This is a genomic window from Nocardioides sp. BGA-UO-ETr-FS32 (assembly GCF_059567905.1).
The window spans coordinates 775,148-787,422 of record NZ_JCAQOX010000013.1; the positions used below are offsets into that span (position 1 = coordinate 775,148).

A 12,275-nucleotide genomic window follows, 5' to 3' on the forward strand; every position below is an offset into this window, starting at 1 on the left:
CTCAGCTGATCTCGGGGAGCTCCTGGGCGGCGCCGAGCAGGACCCGGAAGGGATCGCCCCTCTCCGCAAGCCTGTCGAGCACCGTCCGGACGGTCCACCGGTCGGGGCGCACCTCGGGGTCGTCGAGCTCGTCCCACGCGATCGGCACCGACACCGGCGCTCCGGGCGCCGGTCGGGGTGACCACGGGGCGACGAGAGTCTTGTTGATGGCGTTCTGCGTGTAGTCCAGCCTGGCCAGTCCCTTGCGAGCCCTGACCTCCCACTTCCAGCTCACCAGCTCCGGCACGACCTTCCCGACGGTGCGCGACAGCTTCTCGACCCAGGCACGGGTGTCCTCGAAGGCGTAGCCCGGCACCACCGGCACCCACACCTGGATCCCGCGGCGGCCGGTGACCTTGGCGCGCGCGGTCACCCCGAGGTGGTCGAGGGCCGTGCGGTGCAGGCGCGCGAGCACGAGCAGGTCCTCCCAGCTCGTCGACGTGCCCGGGTCGAGGTCGATGAGGGCGTACGTCGGCTCGTGGGGCGCGACGGTCCGTGACGTCCACGGATGCCACTCGAGCGCCCCGAAGTTGGCCGCCCACACGAGCGCGGCCGGCTCGTCCGGCACGACGTACGTGCGGGTCTCGCCCTCGTCGGCCTCCTCGTTGTCCCACGCACAGAGCCACTCGGGCGCGTGGTCGGGCCTCTCCTTGTGCCAGAAGCCCTTCGACCCGGCGCCGTCGGGGTAGCGGTGCATGTTGAGGGCGCGGCCCTCGAGGTAGGGGAGCGCGAACGGTGCGATGCGCGCGGTGTAGGCCAGCAGCTCGCGCTTGGTGACGGGCGGGTCGCCCGGGAACAGCTGCTTGTCGAGGTTGGTGACCTTCAGCCGTCGTCCGAACACCTCCCACGTGCCCTGCGTGCCGAGCGCGCCCAGCTCGTCGATCGCCTCGTCCGGGAGCGGATCGGGCACGAGCGAGACCGCCGCTACCTCCGCCGGCAGGTCCGAGCGCCACAGCCGGTGCGGGTCCGCGAGCACCTCGTCGTTGGTGCGGCCGCTCAGCACCGAGCGCGGATGGTCCTCAGGGTCCCAGCACGCGACCGCGTGCTCGTCCCTCTTGTGCAGCAGCATCCACGGCTCGCCGGACTCCTCGGACGTATCGCGGCGGACCAGCACCAGCCGGCCGCGGAGCTTGCGACCGTGCACCTCGGCGTGGAGCTCGCCGCCGTCGACGGCGGCGCGGGGGTCGTCGGTCCCCACAGGCTCCCACGTGCCGATGTCCCAGACCACGACGTCGCCCCCGCCGTACTCGCCCGCCGGGATGACGCCCTCGAAGTCGAGGTAGTCGATCGGGTGGTCCTCCACGTGCATCGCGAGCCGCCGCGCTGCAGGGTCGAGCGTGGGCCCCTTGGGCACGGCCCAGCTCACCAGCACGCCGTCGATCTCGAACCGCAGGTCGTAGTGGAGGCGACTGGCCCGGTGGCGCTGCACGACGAACCGGCGTGCCCCCTCTGCCGGTGCGACCTCGCCGGCGGGCTCGGGAGTCCGTCCGAAGTCCCGCATCCGGCGGTAGGTGTCGAGCGGGTCGGTCATGCCACCACGGTTCCCCCCGTCCCAGCGGGCATGCAATCACCGTCCCACCGGGGAACAGCCGGTCCAGACATGCGTAGTAATGCCGATGCCGGCTGTCGGACCGCCGGGCCACACTCGGGGGAGGCGGTCACGAGGTCGTGTCGCCGGGGGAGGCGAACCATGAGGAGCGTCGTCAGCAGGAGCGCGCACGCGGACCAGCTCGAGGCCGAGGTCCGCGACGCCATGTGCTGCGTGCCGACCGACCGGTGCTGGGACTGCCAGGTCAAGCTCGGGGAGGTGCGTGCTGCGCGCCGCGACGCGGTGCTCCACCGGCTCGGCACCGTACGCCCGAGGCGGTCGGTCCGATGATCGTCCGCGACGGCGCGGCCGGGGCAGGCAGCGGGGGACGCGTGCCTCCCTCCGTCGTCGGCACGGGCAGGCGCGAGCGCCGCGAGGCCGCACGGGGGCGCGCTGCGCTCGAGTTCGGGGGACAGGCCTCGGCGGCGCTCGACCTGCTGGAGCTGCTCGAGCTCGCCTGGCACGACACCCGCGGTGACCTCACGCCGCCCGCGGAGGTCGTCGAGGACGTGTGGCGGGTCGCGGAGGGCGACCTGGGCCGGCTCGCCTCGGCAGCACGGCTCGCCGTCACCGACCGGCGGGACCTGCGGGTGGCCGCCGACCAGGTGCGGGCGCGGCAGACCGAGCTCGTCTGACCCGGACGACGAGCCACTCCGTCAGAGGGCAGCCAGCCAGTCGTCGATCGCAACCTCGCCGTCGCCGAAGACCAGGGTCCTGTGGTGGGCGCGTCGGTCGGGGAGGACGGCCAGCGCGACCTGCGCGACGAGCTCGCGCGAGGTCGTGTCGCCGTCCTGGAAGCCCGCGTCCGGGTTCACCGATCCCGTGCCCGGCTCGGTCGTGAGGGAGCCGGGGGCGAGGACCGTCCAGTCGAGGCCGGAGGAGCGGAGGTGCTCGTCGGCGGCGATCTTGGCGTCCTGGTAGGTCCGGAACGGGTTGTCCTCGGGGACGAGCGCGTCTGGCGTCGAGCCGGAGAACGACACCATCACGTAGCGACCGACCCCGGCGTGCTTCGCGGCCTCCATCGACCGGATCGCCGCATCGCGGTCGACGGCGTACGTCCTGTCGGGGTCGCCACCGCCGGCGCCGGCCGACCACACGACCGCATCCTGCCCGGAGAGCAGGTCGGCCAGTGCCGCCGTGTCAGCGTCCTCGACCGATGAGAGGACGGCCGAGGCGCCAGTGGCCTCGACGTCCGCGACGTGGTCGGGGTTGCGGATGACCGAGGTGACCTCGTGACCCGCCTCGACCAGCATGGGTGCCAGGAGGAGAGCGATCTTGCCGTGTCCGCCGAAGATGGTGACTCGCATGGAAGCGACGCTAGCGCGGCTACGGTGAGCCGGTGCAGACCTCGACCCACGCCCTGACCATCGGGGCGACCGAGGTGCGCAAGGAGTTCGTCGCTGACCACGAGGACCAGGCGGAGCGGGAGTGGGCGTGCCTGACGCTCCTCGCCGAGCACGTCCCCGGCCTCGCCCCGCGGCCACTGCGCCGCGAGGACGGCGAGACGCCGGTGATCGTGATGGAGCGGCTCCCCGGCGAGCCGCTCGCCCCACGCCCGCTGACGACCGTGCAGACGCAGGCCGTCGGCGCGTCGCTGCGCCGGCTGTACGGCGTACCAGTCGAGGTGGTCCGGGAGGGATGGCATCGGTCCGCGACGCCGGCCAACGTCCTGTGGGACGGACGGACGACGCGACTCGTCGACTTCGAGGACGGCGGACTCAGCGACCCGGCCTACGAGCTCGCCGACCACGTCGAGCACCTCGGCAGCCGCCTGCCCGGCGTGTACGACGTGCAGGCGCTGCCCCGCGCGGTCGGCCTGGACGACGACGCGCGGGAGCGGATGGAGGCCTACCGCCCGCTGTGGGCCGCGTTCTGGCTGGCGATGCTCCTGCCGGGCAACGGCGGGTGGCGGCGCAACCCGCGCGGCACCACCGAGGACCAGGCCCGGCATTTCATGGCTCTCGTGGCCCGCGACTAGACTGGCGCGTCGGCGCCGGGCCCTGTGGCCGCAGCACCTGCACTGTTGACATCTGGACACGCGACGAAGGCGGAGATCGAGCACATGGCAAGCACCAACGACCTCAAGAACGGCATGGTCCTCAGGATCGAGGGTCAGCTCTGGGCCGTCGTCGAGTTCCAGCACGTCAAGCCCGGCAAGGGCCCGGCCTTCGTGCGCACCAAGCTCCGCAACGTCGAGTCGGGCAAGAACGTCGACAAGACCTTCAACGCCGGCACCAAGGTCGAGACCGCCAACGTCGACAAGCGCACCATGCAGTACCTCTACAACGACGGCTCGTCCTACGTCTTCATGGACACCAGCACCTACGAGCAGCTCGAGGTCTCGCCCGAGGTCGTCGGCGACGCCAAGAACTTCATGCTGGAGAACCAGGAGGCGATCGTCGCCACCAACGACGGCCGCGTCCTGTTCATCGAGCTCCCCGCCTCGGTGGAGCTGCTGATCGCCGAGACCGAGCCGGGCCTGCAGGGCGACCGCTCGACCGGCGGCACCAAGCCCGCCACGCTGGAGACCGGCCACACCATCGCGGTGCCGCTGTTCATCACCACCGGCGAGAAGGTCAAGGTCGACACGCGCGACTCGTCCTACCTCGGCCGCGTCAAGGCCTGACGCCGACGTGGCAGCCCGTTCCAAGGCCCGCAAGCGCGCGCTGGACATCCTGTTCGCCTCCGAGCTCCGCTCGGAGGACCCGGTGGCGGCGCTCGACCGTGCCATCGAGGCCGGCGAGGGCCCGACCAACGACTACACCAGCACGCTGGTGCGCGGCGTGGTCGAGCACCGCGAGCGCATCGACGAGGTGCTGACGACCTACAGCAAGGGCTGGACGCTCTCGCGGATGCCGGCGGTCGACCGCAACGTGCTCCGCATCGGCGTCTACGAGCTCCTCTGGGGCGACGCCGACGTGCCCGAGACGGTCGCGGTCAGCGAGGCCCTGCACCTGGTGCAGGACCTCTCCACCGACGACTCGCCCGCCTTCGTCAACGGCCTCCTCGGCTCGATCCAGCGCGACCGCGCCACCCTGGTCTAGGGCATGCCGACCCCGGGCTCACCCTCAGGGGTCGGAGGGCTCGCGGCATCGGTCGCCAGGTCCTAGGTTGAGCCCATGAACGCCTCCGACACTGCCGAGCAGGCCCACGAGAGTGACTGGCTCGACCACGCGATCCGCGCCGGCCTGGTGGCGTACGGCGTGGTGCACCTGCTGATCGCCTGGCTGGCCATTCAGCTGGCCCTCGGTGAGAAGGCGGACTCCGCGTCCAACAGCGGCGCGATGCAGTACCTCGCCGAGCAGCCGCTCGGCGGGGTGCTGGTGTGGCTGGTCGCGATCGGCATGTTCCTGCTGGTGGTGTGGCGGCTGCTGGAGTTCGCCTTCGGCTATCGCGACGAGTCGGACGACACGAAGCGGTGGCGCAAGCGCGCCACGTCGCTCGGCAAGGCCGTCATCTACGGTGCGATCGGGTGGAGCGCGGTGCAGACCGCGACCGATTCCGGAGGAGGCAAGGGCGGCACCGACTCGACCACGGCGAAGCTCATGGAGCTCCCCGGCGGCCAGCTGATCGTGGGTGCGGTCGGGCTCGCGATCATCGGCTACGGCGGCTCCCTCGTCTACCGCGGGTGGACCGAGAAGTTCCGCGAGCACCTCGACGCCCAGGGGCAGTCCGGCACGGACGGGTCGGCCTACGTCAAGCTCGGCAAGGCGGGCTACATCGCCAAGGGCATCTCGATCGCCCTCGTGGGTGGCCTCTTCGGCTACGCCGCGATCACGCACGACCCGAAGAAGTCCGGGGGCCTGGACCAGGCGTTGCAGACCGTGCTCGAGCAGCCGTTCGGGCAGGTGCTGCTGATTGCGATCGGACTCGGCATCGCTGCCTACGGGGTCTTCTGCTTCGCGCGGGCCAAGCACCTGTCGCGCTGAGCAGACGCTAGCGCCGAGGCGCTGCGGCTGCGGGGGCGCCGGCCGCCAGGGCCAGCGCGGTGGCGACCATGTGGTCGCGGACCTGGGCTGCCGTGATGCGGCTGATCCGGGGCACGCCCGGCTCCTCCTCGGCCACGAGCATCGCGACCCGGCCGAGCTGGAGGGTGCCGAGACCGCTGGCGTAGAGCATGTTGGCGAGAAGCTCGGGGTCCTCGACGTGGAAGTCGCCGCTGCGGGCACCCGAGGTGATGGTGCGGGTGAGCACCGACAGGCAGCCGCTGATGGCCTGGCCGAGGCGGTACATCGCGGACTCGCTGACCTCCTCGAGCAGGTCCCCGCCGGGGCGGCGCATGATCGACTGCGCGCAGTCGACGAACGCCGGGTGGGCCAGGCCGTAGTCGACGAAGGCGTCCACCAGGCGTACGAGCTGCTCGCGCGGGTCGTCGGTCGTCGCCGCGGCGTCCTGGAGGGCCACGCGCAGCTCGTCGAGGTACTGCACCAGCGTGAGGCTGAACAGCTCCTCCTTGCCGGTGAAGTGGCGGTAGATGATGGCGCGGTTGATGCCGACGGACTTCGCGATGTCCTCGATCTGCGCGTCGCGGACGCCGCGCTCGTCGAACAGCTGCCGGGTCGCCGAGATGATCTCCGCCTCGCGCGCCCGGCGGCGGGCGGCCGCGGAGCCGCCGCGTCCGGGGGCCGCGCTGGCCGTGGGGTCGGTGCTCATGCCGGTCAGTGTAGGGAGCGTCGTTCCGGTGCGGCCGTGTGGTTCCATGCCGACATGCCGCTTCTCCGGGCCCGTCGGGCCGCATCGTCGGTCGTGCTCGCCCTGCTGGTCCTCGGCGCGGTCCTGTCGCCGCTCCCCACGTCAGCGGTCCCCACGTCGGCGGGCACGGACACGGGTCGGTTCACCGGCACGGCACGGCTGCCCGGCTGCTCGGGCGCGCTGGTGCGCTGGCCGGCCGCCCTCGACACCGACCGCGCCGTGGTGATCACCAACGGTCACTGCGTGCGCTTCCCGTTCCTGGGCGCCCGGGAGGTCCTCGTCGACCAGGAGCGGTGGACTCGCGTCGAGCTGCTCGACGGTCGCGGCGAGGTGGCACGGTCCGCGCGCGCCGTGCGGTTGGACTACGCCTCGATGTTCCGCACCGACCTCGCGGTGCTGACGCTGCGCGAGACGTACGCCGAGCTGGCAGACGCGGGTGTCGCACCGCTCGCGCTGGCCGAGGCGGGACCGTCGCGCGGTGACCGGATCCGGATCCCGTCGGGCTACTGGACCGAGCAGCGGGCCTGCACCACCCGCGGCACGGCCTACCGGCTGCACGAGCGGGCGTGGGACTGGTGGCGCTCGATCCGGCTGCCGGCGCGGGACGGGTGCGCGATCCGCGGTGGCTACTCCGGCTCGCCGATCGTCTCACGCTCGACGGGCCTCGTCGTCGGTATCGCCAACACCGGCTACGTCGGTGGTCGCCGCTGCATCGACTCCGCGTGCGAGGAGGACCGGCGCGGCCGGGTGCGGATGGTGCGGCACATGAACTACGGGCAGCAGACGTCGTGGCTGCTCGGCTGCCTCGACGGTGGTCGCACCTTCGACCTGGACGCGGTGGGGTGCCGACTCGCGAAGCCGCGGGGCTGACCTCAGCCCGCTGCGTGGACGCGGACCGTCTCGATCGTGTCGGCCTCGTCGGGCGCCTTGTCGTCGCGGTAGCGCAGGACCCGCGCGAACCGGAGCGCGAGCCCGCCGGGGTAGCGCGTCGATCGCTGGAGGCCGTCGAAGGCGATCTCGACCACCTGCTCGGGCCGGAGGTGGACGACGTGCCCCTCGCGGTGCGTCTCGAGGCCGAGGAACCGTTCGGTCTGCCAGGTGAGCATCTCGTCGGTCATGCCCTTGAAGGTCTTGCCGAGCATGACGAAGCCGCTCGGCGACGTCTCGTCGCGGGCGCCGAGGTGGATGTTGGAGAGCCAGCCCTCGCGCCGGCCCGAGCCCCACTCGACCGCGAGGACGACGAGGTCGAGGGTGTGGACCGGCTTGACCTTGACCCACGCGGAGCCGCGGCGACCGGCGGCGTAGGGCGCCGACAGGTCCTTGAGCACGACGCCCTCGTGGCCGGCGGCCACCGTCTCGGCCGCGAACGCGTCTGCGGCGGCCGGGTCGGCGGTGACGAGGCGGCGTACGCGGTGCCGCTCGGGCACCAGCGCGTCGAGGGCGGCGAGCCGCTCGTGACCGGGGGAGTCGAGCAGGTCGCGGCCATCGACGTGGAGCAGGTCGAAGAAGTGGGGGGTCACGGCGACCCCGGTCTCCTGCGCGGTGCGGCTGGCGGTGTCCTGGAACGCCATCGGTCGCCCGTCGTCGGTCAGCGCGAGCGCCTCGCCGTCGAGGACGAACCGCTCGGCGGGGAGCGAGCGGGCGACCTCCACGACCTCGGGCAACCGGCCGGTGATGTCGTCGAGCGAGCGGGTCACGACCAGCACGTCGTCGCCCTCGCGGTGGACCTGGATGCGGATGCCGTCGAGCTTGGCGTCGATCGCGACCTCGGTCGCGCCGTCGGGGGAGAGGCCGGCCATCGCGGCCGCGACGTCGGGCGCGCTGGAGGCGAGCATCGGCATGACCGGCCGGCCAACTTCCAGGCCGATCGCGGCCAGCGCCTCCTCGCCCGCGAACGCAGCCCCGGCCGCCGCGACGGTCGACCCGGCGAGCATCGCGGCGCGGCGTACGGCGGCGAGCGGCACCTCGGTCACCACCGCCACGGCCTCCTGGGTGACCGCGTCGAGGGCGCCCTGGCGGAGGTTGCCGGTGACGACGGCCTGGAGCCACTTCTGCTCGGCGGGGGTGGCCCGCCCGAACAGGTCGACCACGGCCTCCCGTCGAGCGTTCTGCGACCCGGGGCCCGAGAGCTGCGACATGGCGTCGAACGCCTCGTGCACCTCGAGGACCTCCAGCGACGGCTCGTCGGCCGGCGGCGGCAGGTCGCTGACGCCGCGCCAGCCCAGGCCCGTACGCCGCTGGCGCAGCGCGCCGCCGAGGTAGGACACGACGACCTCGAGCTCATCGGGCTCGACCCGGCCCAACAGCTCGGCGAGCAGGACGACCTTGGCCTTGCGGGACCTGGTGGCGGACACCTCGGCGGAGGTCGCGACGAGCTCGGCGAGCAGCATGGGTCCATCCTGCCGCGGGCCACCGACAGCCGCAGCGCCCGAACGGGCAGGATGGGGTCATGCCAGACGCGCAGCTCTACGTCCCGCGCTTCAACGTGATGGACCCCGACGACGTACGTCCGTTCGTCTCCGCGATCGGCACCGCGCAGCTCGTCACCGTAGGTGGGGACGGCACGCCCGACGCGACCTTCCTGCCGGTGCTGTGGGAGGGCGACCGGCTCGTCGGGCACCTCGCCCGCGCCAACGCCCACTGGCGCCGCATCATCGACGGTTCGCCCGCGCTGGCGATCGTGACCGGGCCGGACACCTACGTCTCGCCCTCCTGGTACGCCACCAAGGCCGAGCACGGCCGGGTGGTGCCGACGTGGAACTACTCGGTCGTCCACCTGCGCGGTGCCGTCGCCGTCCACGACGACCCCGAGTGGGTGCGCGGGCTCGTCACGCGGCTCACCGACCACCACGAGCAGCCGCGTGCCGAGCCCTGGGCGGTCACGGACGCGCCGGCCGACTACGTCGAAAAGAACCTCCGCCCGATCGTCGGCGTCGAGATCGTCGTCGCGTCGGTCGAGGCCAAGGCCAAGCTCAGCCAGAACCGGTCCGACGAGGACCGCGCCGGCGTCTCCGCCGGGCTGGTCGCGGACGGCCGCGACCCGGACGGCCTCGTCGCGCCGTGACGCGCGTCCGCGAGCGCTTCACCGGCCGCATCGCCGGTGTCGGCAGCACCAGCGGGGTGCGGATCGTCGTCGGCCGGTGGGACGCCTCGCCGTGGGGTCCGTTCGCCGACGTGATGGTCGAGGACGCGGCGGGCCACCGGGTGCTGCTTGCACCGGACGAGCGCGTGCGGGACTTCGTCGCGGCGACCTACACCTTCGACGAGCACGTCATCGAGCCGGTCGCGGTCGAGGACACCGCTGACGGGTGGGCGGTCTCCACACCGTCGCTGTCGCTGCGGCTGGTCGTCGGAGGCCGTACGCCGCTGGGCACCGCACTCGGGCTCGTGCCGGCCCGGGTCGCCACCGCCCCCGCCTGGTGCTCGCTCGTCGACCCGGTCGCGCGCGTCGTGATGCGCGGCGTACGCACCCGCGGCACGGCCGGCAACGACCGGCGGGAGTGGTACGGCGCGACGTCGGTGCGTACGGTCACGGCCGTCGCGGGGGAGTGGCGCGGGACCGACATCGGTCGGCTCGCGCCCGTCGACCCGCCGTGCCGGTTCGGGTTCTCCAGCACGCCGAGGCGGCCGTCGGTGACCGGCGTGGTGACGACGGTCGAGCGGTCGGGGTAGGCGTGGTCGTCAGCGCTCAGGCGGCGAGGGTGAGTGCCTGGGCGAGCCGGAGCTCGGCGGGTGAGTGGTCGGTGGACCGGCCGCCTGGAAGTGGCGGCGCGGTCGATCGGAGGATGCGCAGGTGCTCGGTCACGCCGTGGACCTCGTGAGGTCCGGGGTCGGTGGACGCCACCCAGGACGTCCAGCCCGGGCTCTCCTTGACGTAGTTGCAGCGCTCGCAGAGACCTTGCCCGTTGTGGGCGCTCGTGGATCCGCCGTCGCTCTCGCGGACCACGTGGTCGTGGTGGCGGATGGCGGCGTTGCAGCCGGGCGTGCGGCACAGGCCGCCGTCGCGGAGGTCGAGGAACTCGGCCATGCCGGCCGGGAAGACCCGGCTGGTCGACTCCATCGCGACCAGCGAGCGGTCGTCGGGACGGACGAAGAGACGCCGCAGGGTGGCCTTCGCGGCGGCCGAGGCTGCCCGGACCAGGTCGGTGCACAGTGCGGCGGGCAGCCAGCCGATGCCTGGAACCTGCGCCGGCTCGGTGCCTGCGCCGACCAAGGACTCGGCGGAGACGACGAGGTTGACGCGGACCGGGACCGGCTCGACGGGGTCGCGGCCGGTGATGCGCTGCACGACGGTGTCGGCGCGGACCTGCCCGCCGGTGCGCCCGTCGCCGGTGGCTCGCGCCGCAGCAGCCTCCGTGTCCAGAACCGCACGGACGGCCGCGAGGTCCTCGGCGGTCACGATCGCGGTGATGCGGCCGGTGCCGTCGTCGAGCTGCCGGGTGGTCACGTGCCGGTCGGCCCGGGCGCGGCGGTAGCGACGGGTCTCGGCGTCTGCGGCGATGGCGAGGCAGGAGCGGCGTACGGCCTGGCGGAGCTTTTCGTCACCGAGACCGGCGACGTTGTCGGGAGTGCCAGCGAGATCGGCGTCGACGGCGGCTCGCTGAGCGGGCTCCAGGTGGGCCACCTCCCGGGCGACGGCGAACGCCTGCCGCTCGCTGATGTGGCCGCGCCCCAGTGCGAGGTGCACGCCCGGCAGGTCGTCGCGCAGCCGGCGCGAGAGCAGCACCCGCTGCTCGCCCTGGTGGGGGCTGGTCCGCGTCGCGAGTGCGACCTCGGCCCCGATCGACATCGCACGGGAAGGGCGCCGCCGGCCCTCGGCAGGCGCGTCCTCGGCGGACTCGACCGCATCGGCCAACGCGGCCGCAAGAGCCACTTGGGCTGCCGCAGCGGCGGACTTGATCCGCTCGAGCGCGTCGAGCTGGTCCAGCAGCAGCACCGGGACGTCGGCCGCGCTGATCTCGGCCAGCACGTCGGCCAGGCCGTGCAGCTCGTCGGCGGACCACGCGTTCTCGGCGGGTTGGCTGTCCGTGGTCGTCGTCATCCTGGTCGTGCACCCCCGCCGAGTCGTGGATCGAACATGTGCTCGATTATCGTCCATGTGCGGTCCGAGGTCAATGGGCGGGACCCCCGTCTGTGGATCCCGTCTCGTTCGTCGTCGAGGGAGGCTTGCGCTCCTCACTGTCACGTCGACGAGGGTGCCTCCGGGCGAAGGTGGTCCTTGAAGAACATCGCGATGCGTCGGCGAGCATCCGTCGCCGACGCCTCGTCGTACCGCGTGCCCGAGACACGGGCGAGGAAGCGCAGGAACAACGTCTGGTCCTCCGGTGCGTGGTCGTTCATGAAGCCGTGGCCCGCCCCCGGATAGATCTTCACGTCGTGCGGCACGTCGAGCTCGGTCAACAGCGTGTCCAGCCGCTGACCGGCCCGAGCGCCCAGCGGGGACTTGTCCGCACCGCCGAAGCTTCCGACGACCGGACACGCCCGCGGCAACCAGTCCCTCGCGTCGGAAGGACAACCGCCGTAGTTCACCGCCGAGGCGTCGAACCCGTGCCCCTCGGCCAGGGCGATGGCGTACCCGCCACCCATGCAGAAACCCACCACGCCAACGACTCCCGTGCAACCGTCCTGGTCGCGCAGCCACTGCCGGGCTGCCTCGATGTCGTCGAAGGTCCGACCCCGGCGGGGACCGAGCTCCCGCATGATCGTGCGCAGGCAGCGCAGCCGGCTGCCCCAGTAGTACAGGTCAGGTGCGATCGCCAGGAAACCTTCCCCGGCCAGCCAGTCGACGTGGTTCCGCAGGTCCTGGCTCATCCCGGTGAAGTCGTGGATGACGACGACCCCCGGCCACGGTGGCGGCGTCACCGGCACCGCCGTGTACGCCGGCATCAGCCCGTGACCAGTCTCGATCTCGATCAGCGGTCGCGTCTCCATGGCTCAGTGTGGGCCGTCCGGCGAG

Annotated in this window: 15 protein-coding genes; 9 read left to right on the forward strand and 6 right to left on the reverse strand. The window is 72.6% G+C overall.

Annotation, left to right across the window (positions count from 1 at the left end; genetic code table 11):
- Position 1: 1 nt before the first annotated feature.
- A complete protein-coding gene (locus tag AC57BS_RS08920; RefSeq protein WP_496411072.1) occupies positions 2-1,570 on the reverse strand; it encodes a DNA polymerase domain-containing protein in 1,569 nt (522 codons plus the stop codon).
- A gap of 159 nt (positions 1,571-1,729) precedes the next feature.
- On the opposite strand from AC57BS_RS08920, the gene AC57BS_RS08925 reads away from it, so the two are divergent.
- Positions 1,730-1,918, forward strand: a complete 189-nt coding sequence (locus tag AC57BS_RS08925; RefSeq protein WP_129454530.1) for a hypothetical protein — start codon at positions 1,730-1,732, stop codon at positions 1,916-1,918.
- Positions 1,915-2,262 carry a hypothetical protein gene (locus tag AC57BS_RS08930; RefSeq protein WP_496411073.1) on the forward strand — a complete coding sequence of 116 codons (348 nt, stop codon included), beginning with the start codon at positions 1,915-1,917 and terminating at the stop codon, positions 2,260-2,262. Before AC57BS_RS08925 ends, AC57BS_RS08930 begins: the two co-directional genes overlap by 4 nt.
- 21 nt (positions 2,263-2,283) lie before the next feature.
- Here the strand turns inward: AC57BS_RS08930 and AC57BS_RS08935 are convergent, their stop codons facing one another.
- A complete protein-coding gene (locus AC57BS_RS08935; protein ID WP_496411074.1) occupies positions 2,284-2,934 on the reverse strand; it encodes an SDR family oxidoreductase in 651 nt (216 codons plus the stop codon).
- Between the two features lie 32 nt (positions 2,935-2,966).
- On the opposite strand from AC57BS_RS08935, the gene AC57BS_RS08940 reads away from it, so the two are divergent.
- The 4 genes from AC57BS_RS08940 to AC57BS_RS08955 all read left to right on the forward strand — a co-directional run bounded on the left by AC57BS_RS08940 (position 2,967) and on the right by AC57BS_RS08955 (position 5,556).
- Positions 2,967-3,605, forward strand: a complete 639-nt coding sequence (locus tag AC57BS_RS08940) for a phosphotransferase (protein ID WP_496411075.1) — start codon at positions 2,967-2,969, stop codon at positions 3,603-3,605.
- Between the two features lie 84 nt (positions 3,606-3,689).
- Positions 3,690-4,253, forward strand: a complete 564-nt coding sequence (gene efp, locus AC57BS_RS08945) for an elongation factor P (RefSeq protein ID WP_129454524.1) — start codon at positions 3,690-3,692, stop codon at positions 4,251-4,253.
- Between the two features lie 7 nt (positions 4,254-4,260).
- Positions 4,261-4,671 carry a transcription antitermination factor NusB gene (nusB, locus tag AC57BS_RS08950; RefSeq protein WP_496411076.1) on the forward strand — a complete coding sequence of 137 codons (411 nt, stop codon included), beginning with the start codon at positions 4,261-4,263 and terminating at the stop codon, positions 4,669-4,671.
- 75 nt (positions 4,672-4,746) lie between these two features.
- Positions 4,747-5,556 carry a DUF1206 domain-containing protein gene (locus AC57BS_RS08955; protein WP_496411077.1) on the forward strand — a complete coding sequence of 270 codons (810 nt, stop codon included), beginning with the start codon at positions 4,747-4,749 and terminating at the stop codon, positions 5,554-5,556.
- 7 nt (positions 5,557-5,563) lie between these two features.
- Here AC57BS_RS08955 and AC57BS_RS08960 read toward each other — a convergent pair whose 3' ends face one another.
- Positions 5,564-6,280: a TetR/AcrR family transcriptional regulator gene (locus tag AC57BS_RS08960; protein WP_496411078.1), complete on the reverse strand. Its 717-nt coding sequence runs from the start codon at positions 6,278-6,280 to the stop codon at positions 5,564-5,566.
- Positions 6,281-6,334: 54 nt separating this feature from the next.
- On the opposite strand from AC57BS_RS08960, the gene AC57BS_RS08965 reads away from it, so the two are divergent.
- Positions 6,335-7,189: a S1 family peptidase gene (locus AC57BS_RS08965; RefSeq protein ID WP_496411079.1), complete on the forward strand. Its 855-nt coding sequence runs from the start codon at positions 6,335-6,337 to the stop codon at positions 7,187-7,189.
- 2 nt (positions 7,190-7,191) lie between these two features.
- Here the strand turns inward: AC57BS_RS08965 and AC57BS_RS08970 are convergent, their stop codons facing one another.
- On the reverse strand, positions 7,192-8,709 hold the full coding sequence (locus tag AC57BS_RS08970; RefSeq protein WP_496411080.1) for an ATP-dependent DNA ligase: 1,518 nt from the start codon (positions 8,707-8,709) through the stop codon (positions 7,192-7,194).
- A gap of 59 nt (positions 8,710-8,768) precedes the next feature.
- Between AC57BS_RS08970 and AC57BS_RS08975 the strand changes: the two genes are divergently transcribed.
- The gene (locus AC57BS_RS08975) at positions 8,769-9,383 is read left to right on the forward strand and encodes an FMN-binding negative transcriptional regulator (protein WP_496411081.1); all 615 of its coding nucleotides are present in this window, start codon (positions 8,769-8,771) and stop codon (positions 9,381-9,383) included.
- On the forward strand, positions 9,380-9,991 hold the full coding sequence (locus AC57BS_RS08980) for a hypothetical protein (protein WP_496411082.1): 612 nt from the start codon (positions 9,380-9,382) through the stop codon (positions 9,989-9,991). The genes AC57BS_RS08975 and AC57BS_RS08980 overlap by 4 nt, the downstream gene beginning before the upstream one ends.
- Before the next feature lie 16 nt (positions 9,992-10,007).
- On the opposite strand, the gene AC57BS_RS08985 is transcribed toward AC57BS_RS08980, so the two are convergent.
- Positions 10,008-11,360 carry an HNH endonuclease gene (locus AC57BS_RS08985; RefSeq protein WP_496411083.1) on the reverse strand — a complete coding sequence of 451 codons (1,353 nt, stop codon included), beginning with the start codon at positions 11,358-11,360 and terminating at the stop codon, positions 10,008-10,010.
- 140 nt (positions 11,361-11,500) lie between these two features.
- Complete coding sequence (locus AC57BS_RS08990; RefSeq protein ID WP_496411084.1) at positions 11,501-12,250, reverse strand: dienelactone hydrolase family protein; 750 nt, start codon at positions 12,248-12,250, stop codon at positions 11,501-11,503.
- Between the last annotated feature and the right edge of the window lie 25 nt (positions 12,251-12,275).